Source organism: Kibdelosporangium phytohabitans (assembly GCF_001302585.1).
Classification (GTDB): domain Bacteria; phylum Actinomycetota; class Actinomycetes; order Mycobacteriales; family Pseudonocardiaceae; genus Kibdelosporangium; species Kibdelosporangium phytohabitans.
Genome location: NZ_CP012752.1, coordinates 365,887 through 384,920, shown reverse-complemented (window position 1 = coordinate 384,920; position 19,034 = coordinate 365,887). Strand labels below are relative to the sequence as shown.

18 protein-coding genes are annotated in these 19,034 nt (G+C 67.6%); 7 read left to right on the top strand and 11 right to left on the bottom strand.

Annotated elements, in window-relative coordinates:
- Nucleotides 1-220: 220 nt before the first annotated feature.
- The 8 genes from AOZ06_RS01860 to ssd form a co-directional block, all read right to left on the bottom strand.
- Entirely contained in the window at nucleotides 221-850 is a 630-nt protein-coding gene (locus AOZ06_RS01860) for a bifunctional DNA primase/polymerase (RefSeq protein ID WP_054287809.1), read from the bottom strand.
- A gap of 248 nt (nucleotides 851-1,098) precedes the next feature.
- A complete protein-coding gene (locus tag AOZ06_RS01855; protein WP_054287808.1) occupies nucleotides 1,099-1,425 on the bottom strand; it encodes an Rv3654c family TadE-like protein in 327 nt (108 codons plus the stop codon).
- A gap of 1,412 nt (nucleotides 1,426-2,837) precedes the next feature.
- The gene (locus tag AOZ06_RS61530; RefSeq protein ID WP_269465379.1) at nucleotides 2,838-3,686 is read right to left on the bottom strand and encodes a TadE family type IV pilus minor pilin; all 849 of its coding nucleotides are present in this window, start codon (nucleotides 3,684-3,686) and stop codon (nucleotides 2,838-2,840) included.
- A gap of 143 nt (nucleotides 3,687-3,829) precedes the next feature.
- Nucleotides 3,830-4,018, bottom strand: a complete 189-nt coding sequence (locus AOZ06_RS01850) for a DUF4244 domain-containing protein (protein ID WP_054287807.1) — start codon at nucleotides 4,016-4,018, stop codon at nucleotides 3,830-3,832.
- Between the two features lie 33 nt (nucleotides 4,019-4,051).
- On the bottom strand, nucleotides 4,052-4,756 hold the full coding sequence (locus AOZ06_RS01845; protein ID WP_063809940.1) for a type II secretion system F family protein: 705 nt from the start codon (nucleotides 4,754-4,756) through the stop codon (nucleotides 4,052-4,054).
- Entirely contained in the window at nucleotides 4,753-5,532 is a 780-nt protein-coding gene (locus tag AOZ06_RS01840) for a type II secretion system F family protein (protein ID WP_054287806.1), read from the bottom strand. Before AOZ06_RS01840 ends, AOZ06_RS01845 begins: the two co-directional genes overlap by 4 nt.
- Complete coding sequence (locus tag AOZ06_RS01835; protein ID WP_054287805.1) at nucleotides 5,520-6,674, bottom strand: TadA family conjugal transfer-associated ATPase; 1,155 nt, start codon at nucleotides 6,672-6,674, stop codon at nucleotides 5,520-5,522. The genes AOZ06_RS01840 and AOZ06_RS01835 overlap by 13 nt, the downstream gene beginning before the upstream one ends.
- 151 nt (nucleotides 6,675-6,825) lie before the next feature.
- Entirely contained in the window at nucleotides 6,826-7,887 is a 1,062-nt protein-coding gene (gene ssd / locus AOZ06_RS01830) for a septum site-determining protein Ssd (RefSeq protein WP_054287804.1), read from the bottom strand.
- Nucleotides 7,888-8,561: 674 nt separating this feature from the next.
- Here ssd and AOZ06_RS01825 point away from each other — a divergent pair.
- The 6 genes from AOZ06_RS01825 to AOZ06_RS01800 all read left to right on the top strand — a co-directional run bounded on the left by AOZ06_RS01825 (nucleotide 8,562) and on the right by AOZ06_RS01800 (nucleotide 17,013).
- Entirely contained in the window at nucleotides 8,562-9,365 is an 804-nt protein-coding gene (locus tag AOZ06_RS01825) for an HAD-IB family hydrolase (RefSeq protein ID WP_054287803.1), read from the top strand.
- Nucleotides 9,366-10,194: 829 nt separating this feature from the next.
- Nucleotides 10,195-11,979: a glycoside hydrolase family 3 protein gene (locus tag AOZ06_RS01820; RefSeq protein WP_236952043.1), complete on the top strand. Its 1,785-nt coding sequence runs from the start codon at nucleotides 10,195-10,197 to the stop codon at nucleotides 11,977-11,979.
- Nucleotides 11,973-13,229 (top strand): exo-beta-N-acetylmuramidase NamZ family protein, encoded by a 1,257-nt coding sequence (locus AOZ06_RS01815; protein ID WP_083471449.1) that lies wholly within the window; start codon nucleotides 11,973-11,975, stop codon nucleotides 13,227-13,229. The genes AOZ06_RS01820 and AOZ06_RS01815 overlap by 7 nt, the downstream gene beginning before the upstream one ends.
- 10 nt (nucleotides 13,230-13,239) lie before the next feature.
- A complete protein-coding gene (locus tag AOZ06_RS01810; RefSeq protein ID WP_054287802.1) occupies nucleotides 13,240-14,985 on the top strand; it encodes a serine hydrolase domain-containing protein in 1,746 nt (581 codons plus the stop codon).
- 167 nt (nucleotides 14,986-15,152) lie between these two features.
- A complete protein-coding gene (locus tag AOZ06_RS01805) occupies nucleotides 15,153-16,070 on the top strand; it encodes a MurR/RpiR family transcriptional regulator (RefSeq protein WP_054296350.1) in 918 nt (305 codons plus the stop codon).
- Nucleotides 16,071-16,086: 16 nt separating this feature from the next.
- Complete coding sequence (locus AOZ06_RS01800; protein WP_054287801.1) at nucleotides 16,087-17,013, top strand: N-acetylmuramic acid 6-phosphate etherase; 927 nt, start codon at nucleotides 16,087-16,089, stop codon at nucleotides 17,011-17,013.
- A 4-nt stretch (nucleotides 17,014-17,017) separates the two neighbouring features.
- Here AOZ06_RS01800 and AOZ06_RS58680 read toward each other — a convergent pair whose 3' ends face one another.
- Nucleotides 17,018-17,227, bottom strand: coding sequence for an excalibur calcium-binding domain-containing protein (locus tag AOZ06_RS58680; RefSeq protein WP_054296349.1), 210 nt, complete (start codon nucleotides 17,225-17,227; stop codon nucleotides 17,018-17,020).
- A gap of 286 nt (nucleotides 17,228-17,513) precedes the next feature.
- On the bottom strand, nucleotides 17,514-17,963 hold the full coding sequence (locus AOZ06_RS58675) for an excalibur calcium-binding domain-containing protein (RefSeq protein WP_054287800.1): 450 nt from the start codon (nucleotides 17,961-17,963) through the stop codon (nucleotides 17,514-17,516).
- On the opposite strand from AOZ06_RS58675, the gene AOZ06_RS59510 reads away from it, so the two are divergent.
- Nucleotides 17,950-18,174: a hypothetical protein gene (locus AOZ06_RS59510; protein ID WP_054287799.1), complete on the top strand. Its 225-nt coding sequence runs from the start codon at nucleotides 17,950-17,952 to the stop codon at nucleotides 18,172-18,174. The genes AOZ06_RS58675 and AOZ06_RS59510 overlap by 14 nt on opposite strands.
- A gap of 70 nt (nucleotides 18,175-18,244) precedes the next feature.
- Here the strand turns inward: AOZ06_RS59510 and AOZ06_RS01780 are convergent, their stop codons facing one another.
- Entirely contained in the window at nucleotides 18,245-18,985 is a 741-nt protein-coding gene (locus tag AOZ06_RS01780) for a Fic family protein (protein WP_054287798.1), read from the bottom strand.
- Nucleotides 18,986-19,034 lie beyond the last annotated feature (49 nt).

Here is a 19,034-nt window from a genome sequence, read left to right as displayed (position 1 = left end):
CCGCCGCAGAATTCATCCCGGGGGCAGGATCGCCGAATGCGGCTGGTGGGGCCGCGTTCACCGGTGGCTGTCGCGGAACGGGAGGCCACATGCCATGTGCTGGTGCTCGGCAGGCCGCCAGGTCCCGGTCGTCGCTCCGGTGCGGGAAACCGGCGAATCGACCCTGGGACTCGGCAAACCTGTGTTCTCTCTTGAGTTGTGTCGTGCGTGGCGAGGTCTGTCAGTCGGCAGCTACGAGCTCGGACAGCGAGCTGATCCTGCTCGGCGTGGCCAGCGCGTCGGCGAGCGCTTCCTGCACGACGGCCGACTCCGGCAGACGCCAGCCGCACACCTCGGGCTTGACCCGCCAGTGCACGACACCGTGCTCGAAGGGGCTCGGGGGCAGCGGCACGTAGCTTCCGGCGCCGTGCAACGTGACCTGCTCGTCAGCGGCCAGCTCGCGGCGCAACGGACGACCGGTCTTGGTCAGGAACATCCAACGGCCCGCCGGGGTCGCGACGATCGGCACAGGCATGCCGTACGTGCGCAGGACGCCCGCGGCCTTGCGGCCGAGCGAGTCGTCGACCTCGATCGCGTCGAGCACAACGCCCGTGGCCACCAGCAGGCTGTAGGGACGCCCGGTCCACCACGCGGCGACCTGCTCCGGCTTGGTGCCGATGCGCTCCTGCCAGTCCCTGTGCACGGGAACCGGTCCGCTGTTCTCCGTGCCTTCACGGCCCGCCCACTGCGAGCCCGCCGGATAGGTGCCGGGCAGCACCGGCCACCCGTGCCACGCGAGACCCACCGCCTCCGCACGAAGTTCGATACGGAAGGCCCCGCGCCAACTATCCGACCAGTCTGTCTCCAACATCTTGGGTACTTGCCTCCTCGCCCGGCGGGCACCATCCGTGCCCTGCATATGACTAAACGGCACGACCGCCGTTCGTAGTAACTGCCTGTCGGCAACTGGTCGGTAATGAACGGCGAGTGAAACCGGCCCGACGTTCCAGCCGAACGTCAACCGGTCGGCGGTACCGCTCATCGAGCGAGCTCGACCCGCCCACCTTGCCGTTCATCGCTCTCGGACGACCGCTGCCCGTGGCAGGCCCACCGATTACTTCAGCCGGACTCATCTGCGACAACCGGTCCTGCAACGGCACGAGCGGTGATCCGCCCAAGACCGCTCACCGTCGCGGTGACCAAGACGTGAACCGCCTGACCGTTCATCCGGCACTCATCGAGCCGCATCCCCATCCGCTCGACGACCCACAACGCCTGGTCACATGCAATTTCCGCACCCCACGGCCAACTCGCGGCCGCAGCAAGGGCGGAGAGATCAGCGGCACTGCCAGCCCGATGCCGAGCGGAAGCGACAGCGCCGATCATGAACACGAACCCCAAGATCAGCATCAGAACCGCCACCGCGAACGCCACAACAACGGTCACCGCGCCGCTGTCAGCACCTTCTTCATGGCGCCGCGTTGTCGACGCCGTTCCTGCTGCACTCCATCGAAGCCTCCTCACACCACTCGTCACCTCCGTCCGTCCCTCCCGTACTGCTCACTGATGCTCTGGGCGCCTGCTCTGGGCGCCGTGGACTTCACAGCACCACGCGGCCCATCCCCTGCTCACGCTCGATGTTTCGCCGCTCCGCTGCATCGGGCCTGTCCTTCGCTGCCCGCCTTTCGCTGGACCTCTTTCGCGTCTCTCGTGCCGCTTGATGCCCGACCGCGCCGGGTGTCACCGCATCGCTCCTGTTCGCGCCACCTTTGGACTGGGTCTATGTCCCTGCGCGATGTGCTCTGCGGGGGTGCCGCCAGGAGATGTCCTGGCCTTCGTGGGACTCGGCGGCCCATCCCTTGTCCGTACTCCATTGGTGCCTTCACACGCCGTTCGGTGCCTCTGTTCCCTGCCTTGGCGCTCGTGGCCTTCGTGCCACCGTGCTGTCCGAGCCTTCTTGGACTCCATCTACGCCCCCGATGTTCTGCCGCACTGAACCCCCTGGTTTTCATCGCACCGTGCAGCCCGTCGCTTCCTCGCGCTGCTCTGAGCCTTGCCGCGGTACCTGCGTGAACATCGGCTTGTCTTCATCGCACCGCCCTGCCTGTGGTTTCCTCGCAGCTCGCTGTGTCTTCTCGGCTTCTTGTGTCTGCCACGTTGGGTCTCACTCTCTTTGGTCTTACTTGCTCCGTTGGCGCTATTGGCGCCGTCGACTCGGCGCCTCGTGCCTCGTGCCTTGGGCCTTGGGCCTTGGGCCTTGTCGGCTGCACCTCTCTCTTTATTGCGGTCGGCCGGGGCCTGAAGGTCTGCGGGTGGACGGCGCTGGCTGATGCCAGACCGTGTTCCGCCGGGGCTGGGTTCGGTGCGACGTGGTTTCGGTGCTCGGTCGGTCCGCCGCGGGTTTCGGTGCTCGACGCATTTCCTCCACGACGGCTTTCCGGCGCGACGGCTTTCCGGCGCGAAGCCATCCCCCGTGTGATGCCATCCCCTGCAAGACGGCTCGGTGGCTGGCGGCTGGGCTATTGTCGTTGGATTCGTCCGTCGGGCAGCGTGCGCCGGGCTGCCGGCTTCGCCTGTGGTGTCTTGGTGGGGGTTCAGCTTGGTGCGGGTGGGATTTCCGGACTGGTCATGTGGTGTCGGTTGTCTTGGCACGGTGGTTGGCCTCGGCTGGACCGTCCTCTCTAGCTAGGCAGTTGTTGGTGGCCCGGTGGCACTGGTGTCCGGCGGTTCCTGGTGCCGAGTGGCTGTTGAGGCCATTGGCTGCTCGTGCCCAGTGGCTATTGGGCCGGTGGTTGCTGGACCGGCGGTCGTTGGTGCGCAGTGGCTGTTCGTGCCTCGCAGTTGCTCGTGCCCAGCGGTTACCGAACCCGATGGTTTGTTGGTGTCGCAGTAGTTGGTTCCCGGCAGCTGCTTGTGCCCGCTGCTCGTGCCCCGTGGTTGCTGGGCCGATGGCTGTTGGGGTCGGCGGTAGTTGGTGGGCAGCGCCTATTGATGTCCGGCGGTACTGGTGTCCGGCGGTACTGGTGCCCAGAGGCTGCTCGCGCCTGGCGGCTACTGAGGTCTGGTGGTTGTTGGGGTCGGCAGCTGCTCGTGCCCGGCGGCCCTGGCCCGGTGTGCCCGGCGGTACCTCGTGCCCGCCAGTTGCTCGTGGGCGGCAGCTTTCGCCCGGTGGTTGCTCGTGCCCGGCAGCTGCTCGTGCCCGGGGCTGTTGGCGCTCGGTGGTTGTTGCGGCCGGTGGTTGTAGGGGTTGGCGGTAGGTGGAGTCGGTGGTCGTTGAGGTCGGCGGTCGTTGGGATCGGTGGTAGTTCGGGGCGAGTGGCCGTTGGGGTGGTGGGTGTTGCGGTCGGTGGTCCTTGGGGGCGGGTGGCTGTTGGGTCGGTAGGTGTTGGGAGCGGTGGGTGTTGGGGTTGGGGGCCTGGTGGTTCGGTGTCTGTTTGGGGTTCGGCTATTGCGAAGGCTTCTCCCGTGATGACCAGGTCGGGGAGGAGGCTGCCGATCGGTGTCAGGGCGACCTTGACGCTGATCTTGTCACCGTCTTTCTTGATCTGGAGGTTTGCGCCGGTTGGGGCGATCTTGGCGGCTGCTTCGTGGGCGAGGGTGTGGTCGTCTCGTGCGATGAGGCGGGCTGCTTCTCTGGCTGCGTCTACGCAGCGGAGGTGGGCGATCATTGCCATTACGCCTGCTACGGCGATGGCGAAGGCTGCCATGAGGGCGCCGAGGGCGATCGCCGCCTCGACAGTTACCGCTCCTGCATCTTTTGCGTCCGCTCCTGCGGCTGCGGCATCTTTGACGTCTGCGGCTCCTGCGACTGCGGCTGCGGCGTCGGTTGCTGTGGCTGTGGTTTCTGTTTCTATGGCACCTGCATTGCTTTCTTGATCAGGTCTGTGATCATTTCTTGAAGCCAGTCGCTGGTGATGAGCATGTAGACGAGGCCGCAGGCTGCACCGGCGATGAGGTAGAGCATCGCGTACTCGACTGTGACGGCGCCGCTGTCGTCGTGGAGGTCGGGCAGTCGGTGGGTTCGTTTGGTGGTCTGCACTGTGTGTTCCTTTCGGGTATCGGATCGGTGAGGTCATCCGCTCAATCCCAGGTGGCCGGCCAGGCCGGCGGCGACCGGCACGATGCCGAGGCAGACGAAGGCAGGCAGGAAGCAGAGCCCCAGGGGACCGGCGATCAGTACGCCTGCGCGTTGGGCGCGGCCTTCGGCGATGTCGTTCGCCGAGGCGCGAACTTCTGTGGCCAGTGTCGAGGCCACTGCCGCCAGTTCTGTCCCTGATCTGGCTGTCCGGCGTGCGCCGCGGGCCAGCGCCGCTGTCGCTGGTACGGCTGCCGTCGGTCGCCATGCGTCAGTGGCGTCCGCGCCGAGCGCCAGGAGGCCCGAGGTGGTTCGCAGGGCTTTGCCGCCGTCACCGGGCACTCGGTCGGCGATCACCCCCACCGCCTCGGCGACCGGCAGGCCTGCTCTCAGACATGCCGCGAGCAGGTCCCAGCTTGTGGCCAGGCGCAGGGGATCCGTTGCGGCGACCGGGGGCTTGAGCAGCCGCCGCACGGCGAACCAACCCGCTACCGCGACCGAGACCGCGATCACCCATGCGCCTAGCGCCACGGTGAAGGCGAGCAAAGCCGCCGCGGTGACGACCGGGATCACCTGTGTTCCAGGCAGCTTCCGTCTGGACCTGGCCGTCAGGGCGGCGAGCCTCAGCCTGGCCACGACCGCTCCCGGCATGACGATCAACGCGCCTGATGCAAGCACCAGCTCCCACGTGGGATGTGTCATGGCAGCGCCACCTGCCTCGTGAGCCGCCCGCTCCACAGGAAGCCCGCGCAGAGGAGGGCGACGCCCAGAACGAGGAGTGCTTGGCCTACGGCCGTGCCGGACAGCATCTGCAGGGGTCGCGCGCCGACTACTTGCCCCAGCGCTATCCCGACCAATGGCAGACCGGCCAGGACGAAGGCGCTCATCCTCGGGCCTGCCATCCTCGCGTGGACCTGACGTGCGAACCGGACGCGTTGATCGAGATCTCGGACTACCGCGGCCAGCACGTCTGCGAGCGGTAGGCCATGGCGCTGCGCCAGGGCCCACGCATGCGCAACGTCGGCGAACAGTGTTTCCCGCACTGCCCGTTCGACGTCACCGCCCATCCGCGCGGCTGCCGCGATGGCACGCATCGCCTCGGCACCACCTGGTGGTGCGTCGGCTGCCACTGTCTCCGCAGCGACGACCGGATGAGCGCCCGCCCTGAGCTCGCTCACCAGTGCACGCAGCGTTTCGGCGAGCTCCTCGACCGCCGTCGCCCGTTCGCGGAGTTGCCGACGCGACTGCCCGTACCGCCAGGCGACTGCACCGCTGATCGCTCCCGCGATCGCCCCGCCGACGCCCAGCAACGCCGCGCCCGCCAGACCACCGGCGAGTACCAGCAAGGCTGTGCTGGGTTTCGGCGGTCTCAGTACACGACTGGGTGATCCGGTCAGGGCGGTCAACCTTCTCGACGCTCTGACCGTCGGCCAGATCAGCAGAGCGGTGGCGAGGACAAGCACGGTCACGGTGTCCATGGCGGAACTACTCCCCTCTCGGTCAACGATTGCTCCAACAACGCCCGCCCATACAGCCGTTGGCCGGGCCGCCAGGCCGGAGTCACCGTCACGAACTCACCGACCCGTTGCAGGACACCGACTTCTGCGAGCCGCCGGAGGTCACCGTCTCGCCGCATGTACAAGATCACCCGCACTGCCGCTGCGAGCTGGCTGTGCAATGCGGACCGTCTCAGTCCGCCGAGGGCGGCCAACGCCTCGAATCTCGCGGGCACCTCGGCTGGTGAGTTCGCGTGCAGGGTTCCTGCGCTGCCGTCGTGCCCTGTGTTCAGCGCGGTGAGCATGTCCGCGACCTCCGCGCCACGAACTTCGCCGACGACCAGCCGATCGGGCCGCATGCGCAGCGCCTGCCGCACGAGGTCGCGCACTCCGACTCCGCCGGTGCCCTCGATGTTGGGCGGCCTCGCGACCAACCGGACGAACTGCGGGTGCTCAGGCGCCAGCTCCGCCGCGTCCTCGACGCACACGATCCTCTCGTGTTGCGGGACCGCGCCGAGCATCGCGCCGAGCAACGTCGTCTTCCCCGAGCCGGTCCCGCCGATGACGACGAAGGACAGCCGGGCGTCCACAATGGCTTGGATCAGCCGGGCACCTTCGGCTTCCACTGTGCCCGATCGACAGAGCGCGTCCACGGTGTGCGCGGCCGGTCTGAGCACTCGCAGGGAAAGACAGGTACCTGCTGGAGCGATGGGCGGGAGCACAGCGTGCATCCGGACACCACCGGGCAGCCAGGCGTCCACGAACGGCTGGGCATCATCGAGCCTGCGGCCCGCCGCGGCTGCCAGTCGTTGTGCCAGGCGCCGGACCGACTGTTCGTTCGCGAATCTGATCTCAGTCCTGCGCAGGCCGGCGCGCCCTTCCACCCAGACCTCGTGCGGTCCCGTGACGAGGACGTCGGTGGTGTCGGGATCACGCAGCAGCGGGTCCAGCGGCCCGGCGCCTTCCAGTTCCTGGCCGAGGACGCGCAACGCGTCCAGCACGTCCTTGTCTCCCGCCACGCCACCAGCTTCGTCCCGGATCGCGGCGGCGACGGAGGCGAAGGTGATTCCGTTGGCGGCGTTGATGACACGGCTGCGCACTCGTTCGACGAAGTCTGCTTTCACGACGCACCTCTTCCGGTGCGCGGCTCAGCCGGGACACTCCGCGGCGAGAACACCGTCGCGATTGGGCACTTGCCGCGGAACACATCGCCGCGTCGAGCCAGGGAGTGACGGTCCTCAACGGACAAGTCGAGGGCGCGGGAGATCCCCGGCATCATGAGGCCGCTCGCTCGTCGATGCCGAGGGTGAGCAGGGCTCGACGGGCGGCGCCGCTGAGCGGACCGCGCTTGGTGGTGAACTCGCCTCTTTCCAGGGCTGTGGCCAGGCCTCGTTGGTGGGGCATCCAGGACAGCAGGGGGAGGTTCACGGCCTCGGCCACGTCGTCGGCTGTCAGGCCACCCGGGGCTGGGCCGCGGACGAGGACCTTGGCAGAGGCGCCACGCTCTTTGAGCCGCTCTGCGACGAGCGCGGCCGAAGCACATGCCCTGAGTTCGGCGGGGACGACCACGATCGTGAGGTCCGCGAGGTCCAGCGCTGCGCTCGCCGACGCCGAGAGCTCTCGGGGCAGGTCACAGACAACCACGTCCCCACCGCGCCTGCCCGCCTCGATGACCGCTGTCACCGCGTCTGGTTCCGGGGCGAATCCCTTCCTCGCGCCCGAGACCACTCTCAGCCTTCCGCTGCCCGGCAGCGCGTCTCTCAACGACGAGGCCGCCACTCTGCCTTTCACGTTCATCTCGGGCCAGCGCAGACCTTTCTGGCTTTCCGCGCCCAGCACGAGATCGAGGCCACCTGCCAGCGGATCGCAGTCGACCAGCATCGCCCGGTGGCCCGCCTGGTCCGCAGCTCTGGCAACGGCCGCGGCGAACACGGACGCGCCCGCTCCACCGCGGCCGCCGACGACCGCCATCACCCGGCCGGGTGGTCCTGCCGGTCCTTCCGCGGCGTCGGCCATCGCGTCGGCCAGCCACGTGCCTGCCGCCGGCAGCTCGACGACTCGCTCGGCGCCGATCTCGACGGCGGCCTGCAACGTGGCGATCGTGCTGGTGTCAAGGGAAACGACGACGACTCTGTCCCGCCGCGGCAGGCGTTCGGCGAGGACGTGGCACACGCCGCCTGGATCGAGCAGGACGAGCGGCGCCTGGGACCACAGTGGTCTCGCGGCTGCCACATCGGGCACGCGCAGCAGATCGCAGCCCGCCGCGGCGGCAAGGCGCAGCAGTTCGTCGAGCACGGCCTCGTTGTCGGCCAGGACGAGCGGACGGTTCTCAGTCATCGCGGACCCCCGGATTCGGCTTTCGGGCTTGTGCCCGACGCTTTCCACGCTCTCGCTTGGCGGTTGGGGGTGCAATGGGAGCCGGGCGGGCTGTGGACAAGTGGGGTGCCTGTGGACAGGTCCCCCTGTTTCAGGGTTCTCCCGGGGTTTTTCTTGATTGTTTGTGGTATACGCGCGCGGATCATTCAACGCCGCAGGCAACCGGCGACGCACAACATTGGAACGTATCAACGCAATGCGGCCACAACCGCGACTTGTCTACAGTGGACTTGGGGTCGCCTTGGCACGTCGGGCCGAACGCTTTGCGTCACACCCCGGTGACGTTACGAACAGCCGATCACTGCGACCAAACCGCACGCACCGGGAAATTGTTGTGGTGCACCAAAACTTTCGGCGGCACCCCGATACTACGCGAACGTAGAATCCGGCGGCGCACGGGAATAGGGGCGCACAAGGGCTGCGATAAGGGACGACCCCCGCCAGGGGGGAGGGACGGGGGTCGTCGATAGGTTCAGTCCCGGGGGGTCGGACTGAACCGGCCCGGTGTCGAAGACCGGACGCCCTTACTGTATCTCCTTCCCACGCGCTCGTGGTCACGGATACAGCTTTTTATTGGTGTGTCTTATGCACACCGGCCATGCCCGGGTCCGTCAGACGGGGCATATGCTGGGCTTATGACCGATGCGACGAAGCGGGTCGCCGCGTTCTTCGACCTGGACAAGACGGTCATCGCCAAGTCGAGCACGCTGGCTTTCAGCCGCCCGTTCTTCCACGGCGGGCTGATCAACCGCCGTGCCGTGCTGAAGAGCGCGTACGCCCAGTTCGTCTTCATGCAATCCGGGGCGGACGCCGATCAAGTGGAACGGATGCGGGCACATATCACCGCACTGTGCGAGGGATGGGACATCGAACAGGTCCGTTCCATAGTCGAGGAGACGCTGCACGACATCGTCGACCCGTTGATCTACGCCGAGGCAGCCGAGCTGATCGCCGAGCACAAGGCCAAGGGACACGACGTCGTCGTCGTTTCCGCCTCGGGCGAGGAGATCGTGCGCCCGATCGCCCGCATGATCGGAGCGACCGACAGCGTCGGAACGCAGATGGTGGCCGACCAAGGCCGCTACACCGGCGAGATCGAGTTCTACTGCTACGGCGAGAACAAGGCCGTGGCGATGAAACAACTGGCCGCCGAACGGGACTACGACCTGTCAACCTGCTACGCCTACAGCGATTCGAGCACGGACATCCCCATGCTCGAGGTTGTGGGACATCCCGCGACCGTCAACCCGGACCGCGTGCTGAAGAAGCTGGCGACCGAGCGCGGATGGCCCGTGCTCACGTTCTCCAAGCCGGTGTCCCTGCGCTCGCGGATCCAGATGCCGTCCGGCACAACCGTGGCCATCACCGCCGCGAGCCTCGGAGTCGCCGCCGCGGCCGGGGCGACGTGGTACGGGATCCGGCGACGCAGGCGAAAGTAGCCAACCATGTGGGGGACACCGATAGCCCGGTCGGAGGTAGCGCAAGCCGCCACCTGCCCGCTACTGGTACACCGTTCGACACGCGGCGTGTTGATCTACCGCTTAAAGACTCTGTACCGGTGCACCCGTCCGTGCCCTTGAAGTGACCGCCCTCACTAGGTACAAAGTTAGTGCGGACCTCTGAACAGCCAGGGACCAAACGAAGAGAAGCTTGGTCCACCCTGACAGGGCTCCGTGCGCGGACTCCGGGCACCCACGCGCAGCGCGCCGCGGGAGGCTTGTCGTCAAGGGACTGCGTACCGGGACGCCGGGCGCCGAGGCCCAGTAAGTACGACGTGAGTTGCACGCTTGGTAACCCGAGACGTCCGCGCTCGGCGACGGCGGCCTGTGTTCGGTGCCTTTGGCACCTTCCCCAGGTCGCCTCGCTTTGTTATTGGGGGCCGACCCCCCAAACCCTCCACGGTGCGAGCTCCTCTTGACCCAGCGCTGGGCACTTTTCGTTTTTACCAGCGCCCTCGCTTCTCGTTCGACCGGCACTGGTTGGTTCTCGTTCGACCGGCTCCGGGTCGGCTTGTTCGACCCCTCGCTAGTGGGTTCTTGCTTGACCGGCACCGGTTGGACAGGGCTGGTTGGTTCTCGTTCGACCTGACTGTCTCTCGGTTGGGCAACACGCCCGGGGGCTTTGGGCGGGTAGTTTGGATCGGGGCAGGCCAGGTGGCCATAAGCCATAAACACCGCCGTTTGGCTCTTGGCTCCCCCGGGCGACGTGGGTAACTTACCGATTGAAGCGTCAACTCGGTAAGAATCTTACGCCTCCAGGGAGGCAGAGGTGTCACGTCGTTGGATTCCCCCGACTCTGGCTGCCGTCACGGCGTTGGCCACGGTCGCCACGCCCGCGTCGGCCGCGCCCGAAACGGACGCGATGTCGAGCTGGGCCAATGCCGCTCTGCGGCATCTGACTCTCGAGCAGAGGGTCGGGCAGCTGTTCGTCGCGACTGTCTGGGGCAAGTCCGCCGACGAAGCGCACCCCGAGAACAAGAAGCGCTACGGCGTGGACACACCTGCCCAGGTGGTGCAGCGCTACCACGTCGGCGGTGTCATCTACTTCAACAACGCCGGTACGGACAACGTCGACGACCCGGCGCAGCTCACGCGGTTCTCCAACGGCCTGCAGCGCGCGGCTCTCACGTCCGGCGCGCACATCCCGTTGCTGATCTCGATCGACCAGGAGGGCGGCAACGTCACCCGGGTTGTGTCCCCCGCCAGTGAATATCCGAGTGCCATGGCCGTCGGGGCCGGGCGCAAGCCGGAGGACGCCAAGCGGTTGGCCGCCATCAGCGGTCATGAGCTGCGCGCGATGGGCATCAACCACAACTTCGCGCCGGACGCGGACGTCAACTCGAACCCGCTCAACCCCGTGATCGCGGCCCGTTCCTTCTCGTCCGACCCGACGCTGGCCGGTGAGATGGTGTCCGCGCAGATCGCCGGGTACCAGCGTGCGGGCTGGCCGGGTGACACCGTTTCCGCCGCGGCCAAGCACTTCCCCGGGCACGGCGACGCCAAGGACGACAGCCACTACGGCCTGCCGCAGATCGACCGCACCGAGGACCAGTGGCGCAAGATCGACTTGCCGCCGTTCAAGGCCGCGATCGCGGCGGGTGTCGACTCGATCATGACCGCGCACATCACGGTGCCGAGCATCGACCCGTCCAAGGAACCGGCGACGCTGTCGAAGAAGTTCATGACCGACATCCTGCGCAACGAGCTGAAGTACGACGGTGTCATCGTCACCGACTCGCTCGCCATGGACGGTGTCCGCAAGATGCACCCGGACACCGAGATCCCGGTGCTCGCGCTGGAGGCGGGCGTCGACCAGATGCTGATGCCGCCGAGCCTGGACACCACGATCGGCGCGGTGATCGACGCCGTGCGCAGCGGCCGGATCAGCGAGGACCGCATCAACCAGAGCGTGCTGCGCATCCTCAAGCAGAAGTGGAAGCGGGGCGTCTTCCTCAAGCCGTTCGCCGACGAACGCGCTCTGCCGCGTGAGGTCGGTACGAAGCAGAACCTCGCCGAGGTCCAGCGGATCAGCGACCGCACGGTGACTGTGCTGCGCAACGACGCCAAGCTGCTGCCGGTCAAGACGCTGCCCGGCAAGGTCCTGGTCACCGGCTGGAACAACCCCGCGTTCCCCGGCAAGCCGGCCGAGCCGGTCGCCGCGCTGGCCAAGGAGCTGGGGGCGACCGCGTTGGCCACGGGCGCAGCGCCCACGACCGCTCAGATCGACCAGGCGGTCGCGGTCGCGAACGGTTCGGACCTCGTGATCGTGCTGACCAACGGCCTGCGCACGTCAGCGTCACAGCGTGCGCTGGTGTCCAGGCTGAAGGAGACCGGCAAGCCGGTGATCGCGGTGGCCTCGCAGGTGCCGTACGACCCTGCTTTCGTGGACGTTCCCACGTGGATCACCACGTACGCGTGGCGTGACGTGTCGATGGCCTCGCTGGCCAAGGTCATCACCGGCAAGGTCGCCCCGAAGGGCAAGCTGCCGGTGAACGTGCCGAACGCGGACTCCAGCGGTGTCCTGTTCCCGTTCGGGACGGGGCTGACGTGGTAAGCCGACGCAGCCTGCTGGCCGTGGCGCCCGCGGCGGTGGTCGCAGCCGCCGCTGGTCCGGCTGCGGCCCAAGAGGAGCAGCGTGGCCGTGGGGTCACGCCCGGTGCGGACCGCTTGGCTGAGCGGGGCTGGCGCGAGTTCGCCGGCCGCAAGGTCGGCGTGCTGACCAACCCGACGGGTGTTCTGCGGGACCGGACGCACATCGTGGATTCGCTCGTGGCCGCCGGAATGGCGCCTGTCGCCGTGTTCGGTCCGGAGCACGGATTCCGCGGCACGGCACAAGCCGGTGGTTCTGAGGGTAGTTATACCGACCCGCGGACCAAGGTCCCGGTGTATGACGCATACGGTGTTTCCACGGCGAAACTCGCGGAGATGTACCGCAAAGCCGGAGTGGACACGGTCGTTTTCGACATCGCCGATGTCGGCGCCCGCTTCTACACATATATATGGTCCATGTACACGGCCATGGCGGCCGCGGTCGAGACGGGCGCGTCGTTCGTGGTGCTGGATCGGCCGAACCCGGTCGGCGGCAAGGCGTTCGGTCCGATGCTCGACCCCGCGTTCGCGTCGGGTGTCGGCCGCAAGCCGATCGTCCAGCAGCACGGGATGAGCGCGGGTGAGCTGGCCAAGTTCTTCGACGCCGAGTTCCTGCCCGCCGACACCGGTGGCCGCAGGCTGTCCAAACTGGACGTGATCGCGGTCAGGGGCTGGCACAGGGACACGCTGTTCAGCCGGACCGGCCTGGACTGGGTGCCGCCGAGCCCGAACATGCCGACGCCGCAGACCGCGCTGGCCTACCCGGGCACGTGCCTGTTCGAGGGCACGGTGTTGTCCGAGGGCCGCGGTACGACCAGGCCGTTCGAGATGATCGGCATGCCGGACGTCGACTGGCGCTGGGCCGAGGAGCTCAACGGGCTGAACCTGCCCGGTGTGCGGTTCCGGGAGAACTACTTCGTGCCGACGTTCAACAAGTTCGTCGGCAAGACCTGCGGTGGTGTGCAGCTGCACGTGACCGACGAGCAGTCGTTCGACCCGATCCGCACGGCCGTGACCATGCTCGTGACCGCGAAGCGGCTGTATCCCGCGCTGTTCGCGTGGCGGCCGGACAACTTCGTCGACAAGCTCGCGGGCTCGGCCCGGTTGCGCACGATGATCGACGCCGGCGCCGGTGTCGCCGAGGTCATCGGGGCGTGGCAGGACGAGCTGGCGAAGTTCCGCCAGCTACGCCGGCAACACCTGATCTATTGGTGAGGTGACCCCAATGTTTCGTCGAACGGTGCTGGCGCTGACGATGGCCGGTGTGACAGCAGCCGGTGCGGTGTCAGCGGAGGCGCACGGCGGTGACTCGGGCCGGTTCGACCGGCCGAAGCAGGGTTTCGCCGCCCCGTGGACCCAGTTGCGTGACGGTACGCCCGAGCAGGCGGGGCTGGACCGCGCGCCGATCGAGGCGGCGCTCAAGCAGGTCGACGAGTGGACGCGGGCCAACCCGACCTCGCCGCCGGTGGCCAAGCCGCTGATGTCCGGCGTGGTCACGCTGCTCGCGCACGAGGGCGTCGTGGTCAGCCGGTCAGCATCCGGCTACGCGGTGCGGTATTCCGACGCCGCCGGGACGGAACTCCCTGTGGACCAGCGGGTTCCGATGCGTGACGACACGATTTTCGACATGGCTTCGATCAGCAAGCTGTTCACGTCGATCGCGGTGATGCAGCTGGCCGAGCAGGGCAAGGTCGACGTCGACGCGCCGGTTTCCCGCTACCTGCCCGAGTTCGGCGTGAACGGCAAGGCCGGGATCACGGTGAAGCAGCTGTTGATCCACACGTCCGGGCTGGTCGCGTTCATCCCGTTGTGGAGCATGTACCCGGACAAGGCCGCGCGGATCAAGGGCGTCATGGACATCGCGCCCAAGTACGCGCCGGGCTCGACGTACGAGTACTCAGATCTCAATCTGATCACGCTCGGCGTACTGGTCGAGCGTTTGACGGGGTCCACCTTGGACAACGTTGTCAGCAAAGGCATCACCGGGCCGCTCGGGATGACCGACACCGGGTACAACCCGCCTGCGTCCAAACTGGACAGGATCGCGGCGACCGAGTACCAGGCGGCGCCTGCGCGCGGAATCGTTCGGGGGCAAGTGCACGACGAGAACGCGTGGTCACTCGGTGGCGTCTCCGGGCACGCCGGGATCTTCTCGACCGCGCGTGACATGGCCGTGCTGGCCCAAAGTCTCATCAATGGCGGCATTTATGCCCACAAGCGGATCCTGGAGCAGGAGACCGTCCGGGCGATGCTGACCGACTACACGACGAACTTTCCCGGCAACGCACACGGTTTGGGCTTCGAACTGGACCGCAGGTTCTACATGGGAGGGCTCAGCGGCCCGGCGACCGCCGGCCACACCGGGTATACCGGCACGACTCTCGTGCTCGACCTGCAGTCGCGTTCCATCGCGATCCTGTTGTCCAACAGGGTTCACGTGTCCCGCAGCTGGGGATCCATCAACCCGGCCCGCGAGGCGCTCGCGACGGGGATGGCCAAAGCTTTGGCTGTCCGACCGCGACATGGCCGTGACGCCTGGTACACGGGGATCGGCAACCTGAGCACCGCCACACTGTCCACACGAGAGCTCCGGACACGGAGTACGACCATCCGGGTTACCTTCGACACCTTTGTCGACACAGAAATTTCCGACCACCTCGTTCTGGAGTCGAGCAGTGACGGCGTGTCGTGGCAAGCGGTCGACGTCACCGCGCGCGGGCCCGGCGCACCCGCGGGCCCGGCGCCGCATCTTTCCGGCGCAGGGCACCGGACCTGGTGGAATGTCCGTGCGGAAGTACCGACGTTCGACAAGATCTTCTTGCGGTGGCGGTTCAGTACGGACAGAACCCTCACCGGCCGCGGGGTGTTATTGGACAACATCAAAATCACCGAGGGTAGCCGAGTCCTTCTTGACGGTGAAAAACAACCAACCGCGCTCGTTTCACACGCATGGGATCGTCGAATCCGATGATAAAGTTTGTTAACGACACCCCCATTACCTGCGATTTCCCACGCAAGCCCCAGTGGTTGCAGGTTCAAGTTCCGGACACGTTTGGGTGTCGTTGCGTCAGGAGGTCTAGCCGTGACCTTGTCGGATCCCGTAACTGTTAGTAAGTTTCCCACGTGAGCACCGCAGAGATGATTGACGAACGCGCGGAGAACAGCCCGCTCGTACGCATCAGGTCGCTGCTGCCGGGTCTTGCCCGTGCGGAGCAGCGAGTCGCCAAAGTGGTGCTCGACAACCCGGCGTCGGTCGCGCGCCGGAGCATCACCGAAGTCGCCGACGCGGCAGGCACCAGCGAGACCACGGTCACCCGGTTCTGCAAGGCGATCGGCGTCGGCGGGTACCCCGAGCTGCGGATCGCGCTCGCCGCGGACACCGCTCGCACGGAGGCGCGCGCCGAGCGCGACCTCGGTGGTGAGATCAGCCCGGAGGACGACCTCGCACAGGTCGTCAGCAAGGTCACCTTCGCTGACGCCCGCGCGGTCGAGGAAACCGCCGACCAGCTGGAAATCGCCACACTGCAACAGGTCGTGGACGTGATCGCAGCCGCGGGCCGCGTCGACGTCTACGGTGTCGGCGCGAGCGCCTTCGTCGCGCTCGACCTGCAGCAGAAGCTGCATCGGATCGGCCGGGTGAGCTTCGCGTGGAACGACACGCACATCATGCTCACGTCGGCGGCGGTGCTCGGCTCGGGAGATGTCGCTGTCGGCATCTCGCACACCGGGGCCACCACCGACACAGTTGAAGCGCTGCGCACCGCGCGGCAACGAGGCGCCACAACCGTGGCGCTGACGAACTTCCCGCGCTCACCCATCACCGAAGTGGCCGATCTCGTGCTGACCACTGCGGCAAGGGAGACCACGTTCCGCTCCGGCGCGATGGCCAGCAGGATCGCCCAGTTGACGGTGATCGACTGCCTGTTCATCGGAGTGGCACAACGGCATCTGCCGACGGCGATGGGCGCACTGGAAGCCACGCGGGACGCGGTTGGTCCGCACCGGCTGGAAACCCGGCCGGACGGACGCCGAAAGACCCGCGACACCGGAAAATGAGAGCACCAGGACGGCGATGACGGTTCCCCAGCAAGCGGTCTACGTCGACTCTCCGACTGAGGGCCGAAACCCGAGAACCACCGAGCTGGACACGTTGCCCACGCTCGAGGTTCTGCGCGTCATCAACGCGGAGGACCGGCTCGTGCCGTCCGCCGTGGCGGAGGCGTTGCCGCAGCTGGCGGAAGCCGTCGACCTGGCAGCGGAGGCTCTGCGCCAGGGACACCGGGTGCACTACGTCGGAGCGGGTACGTCCGGGCGGTTGGCGAGCCTGGACGTGGCAGAGCTCGCGCCGACGTTCAACGCACCGGCCGACTGGTTCGTCGCCCACCACGCGGGCGGCACCAAGGCGTTGCGCACGGCCGTGGAGAACGCGGAGGACGACGCGGCTGCAGGGGCCGCGTTGCTGACGCGTGAGGCGGAGGCCGGGGATTTCGTCCTCGGCCTTACCGCGTCGGGGCGCACGCCGTTCGTGCTGGGAGCGCTTTCGGCGGCCAGGCGGCTCGGCGCCGGTACCGGGTTGGTTTCCAACAACCCGATGTCGGCGCGGACGGCCGATGTGGACGTGGTGATCGCGGTCGACACCGGCCCGGAAGCCATCTCCGGCTCGACGCGGATGAAGGCGGGCACGTCGCAGAAGCTCGTGCTGACCGCGTTCTCGACCGCGGTGATGGTGAAACTCGGGCGCACGTACTCGAACCTGATGGTGAGCATGCGCGCCACGAATGCCAAGCTGCGCGGCCGGACGTTGCGAATCCTGCGTGAGGCGACCGGTTACAGCCTCCAGGAGTGCGCGGAGGCGTTGACCTCCGCGAACGGTGACCTCAAGGTCGCGCTCGTGCACTTGCTGTCCGGCGCGGATTCCGAACGCGCCGCCAAGGCGCTGAGCGAGACCAACGGACACGTCCGCAACGCGTTGGACATGCTGGGCGCGGCGGCCCGGTAGGCGCTCAGCGCTTCTTCGGGTAGCAGGCGATCCCGTCGCCGTCGGTGTCGAGCCAGTCGGCGAACCCGGGTTCGCCCCGGCGAATCGGGCCTTTGCCTGCCGCTCGCACCTCGGAGCAGTTCTTGAAGGCCTTGGCCGGCGGGTCCGCGGGGCTGGACGACGGCGTCACGCTCGTCGACGTCGCCGCCCCGGTGCCCGCCTTCGTGGTGCCCACCTTCGTGGGTTGTGAAGGCAGGGACGTGACCGGCGGGTGTGGCGCAGGTGCATCCGCCGTGGTGACCGGCGGCCGTTCGGGCATCGTCGGAATGCTCGGCGCCGGGGCGATTGTGCGATCCGGTACGGCACAAGCACCCGCGACGGCGAGCGTCAGAACGACCGCGCAGATGATCCTCATCGAGAGCCTGACCCCGTTACCGGTTCGTCTCTCAGCGACCATCCGGCTATCTGTGAATTCCACACAGGCCGGTCAGGCGTTACCGCTGTCACACCATCGTGTGAACTCATCGTTCACAGCCGATTCCGTCTCCGTCGCGGTCGAGGTGTGACCCGTAACCCGGCTGGCCACGACGCACTGGTGCCGCGCCCGCGGCCTTGGCTGCCGCACAGTTCTTGTAGTACGCGGCTGCCGCCGGTGGCGGCGCGACGGGCTGCGGGGGCTTGGGCGGCGCGGGGTTCAGCGTCGCCTTCGTGGTCGTCTTCGGCGGTGGCGGTGGTGCCGGCTTGTTGACCTTGATGTAGATGACCGAGTCGGCTCGCGCAGCCGACCCGGCGCCGTCGACCGACGTGACGGTCCACGTCGGATCGGGCAGCACCTGCGTTCCGTCCGGGCTGACGTATCGCAGGATGGTCAGGCCGAGTGCCCGCAGGTCCTGGTCCACTTTGGCTGCGGTTTTGCCTGCCAGGTCAGCGGGGATCGACACGGACTGCACGACCGGCGTGATCGAGGTCATGGTGGTGGTCGTCGGGGTTGTTGTCGTCGTCGCCGGCGGCACAGCTTGGCCGACCGGCTCCACGATTCGCGCGGGAGTCGTTGTGGCACAGGCGCTTGCGAACAGCAGCAGCGCGACGGCGCAGAGGATCCTCATTGGGCAGCTCGAATCCGCCAGCCGGTTCGTCCTAAGTGACCATCCGGATGTGAGTGGATTCGCAATCACGTACTGAGCGTTAGCTGTGTCACACTATCGTGTGAACCCTCGTTGCTCTTTGGCCACGCGCGGGTGACAGACCGGTGTCAGCTCGTGGCTGAGTCCGCGATGGCCAGTGCTTCCTTCGCGCCGATCTGGAACGCCTCGCAGCACAGCAGGACCCACTCGCGTACGCCGTCCGGCTGGCCGCTCGCGAAGCCCTCGGCCGCCTCCCGGTAGCGCTCGGGGCGCCGTAGGTACGCCACCTCCGGCACGGTGAGGCCTTTCGGGTCGAGGCCCGTGCCGATGATCGTCATCCTGGCCGCCGCGCGGGCGACCACGCCGTCCGCGAGGCCGAACGGGGCGAGCGTCAGCAGTTCGCCGTGGACCACTGCCGCCAGGATCGGGCCGGGCGCCGCGGTCGCGCCGGTGACCAGGTTGGCCAGCAGGTCCAGGCGTCCGGACACGCCCTGGGCGTGGCGTGGGCGGCCGAGTCGTTCGTCTTCCGCGGCGGGGACCAGGTCGGCCGCTGCCAGCAGGTGCAACCGGGCCAGGGCTTGCAGGGGCGCGCGCTGCCAGACCGGCAGGAGCGGTCCGATCGCCTCGGCCACGCGCAGCGCGCCGGCCAATATGGGGTCGGCGACCTCGCCGTCCTCGGGGATCTCGGGGTTTCCGCCGTCCAGGTAGGCCGACGAGCGGGCGGCGCGCACGGACGCCTCGGCCGCTGTGGTCGGCCAGCCGCGGCGGTTGGCCGGGTGTTTGTGCACGGCGTCGACGCTCTCGCGCGCGGACTGCACTGCCTCGGCGATGCCCGGGAGGTCCAGCAGGGGGCCCAGCGGATCAGTCACGGGCAGACACTATCCCCGTCCGGCGGCCCGCCGACAGCCGCTCCGCGGA

Excerpts from the sequence above, each read along its gene's own strand:
- AOZ06_RS01805 (WP_054296350.1), top strand. The coding sequence starts at position 15,153 with ATGATTGACGAACGCGCGGAGAACAGCCCGCTCGTACGCATCAGGTCG.
- AOZ06_RS01860 (WP_054287809.1), bottom strand. The coding sequence starts at position 850 with ATGTTGGAGACAGACTGGTCGGATAGTTGGCGCGGGGCCTTCCGTATC.
- AOZ06_RS01840 (WP_054287806.1), bottom strand. The coding sequence starts at position 5,532 with ATGGACACCGTGACCGTGCTTGTCCTCGCCACCGCTCTGCTGATCTGG.
- AOZ06_RS58675 (WP_054287800.1), bottom strand. The coding sequence starts at position 17,963 with ATGACCTCGATCACGCCGGTCGTGCAGTCCGTGTCGATCCCCGCTGAC.
- AOZ06_RS01845 (WP_063809940.1), bottom strand. The coding sequence starts at position 4,756 with ATGACACATCCCACGTGGGAGCTGGTGCTTGCATCAGGCGCGTTGATC.
- AOZ06_RS61530 (WP_269465379.1), bottom strand. The coding sequence starts at position 3,686 with ATGGCAGCCTTCGCCATCGCCGTAGCAGGCGTAATGGCAATGATCGCC.
- AOZ06_RS01800 (WP_054287801.1), top strand. The coding sequence starts at position 16,087 with ATGACGGTTCCCCAGCAAGCGGTCTACGTCGACTCTCCGACTGAGGGC.
- AOZ06_RS01825 (WP_054287803.1), top strand. The coding sequence starts at position 8,562 with ATGACCGATGCGACGAAGCGGGTCGCCGCGTTCTTCGACCTGGACAAG.
- ssd (WP_054287804.1), bottom strand. The coding sequence starts at position 7,887 with ATGACTGAGAACCGTCCGCTCGTCCTGGCCGACAACGAGGCCGTGCTC.
- AOZ06_RS01810 (WP_054287802.1), top strand. The coding sequence starts at position 13,240 with ATGTTTCGTCGAACGGTGCTGGCGCTGACGATGGCCGGTGTGACAGCA.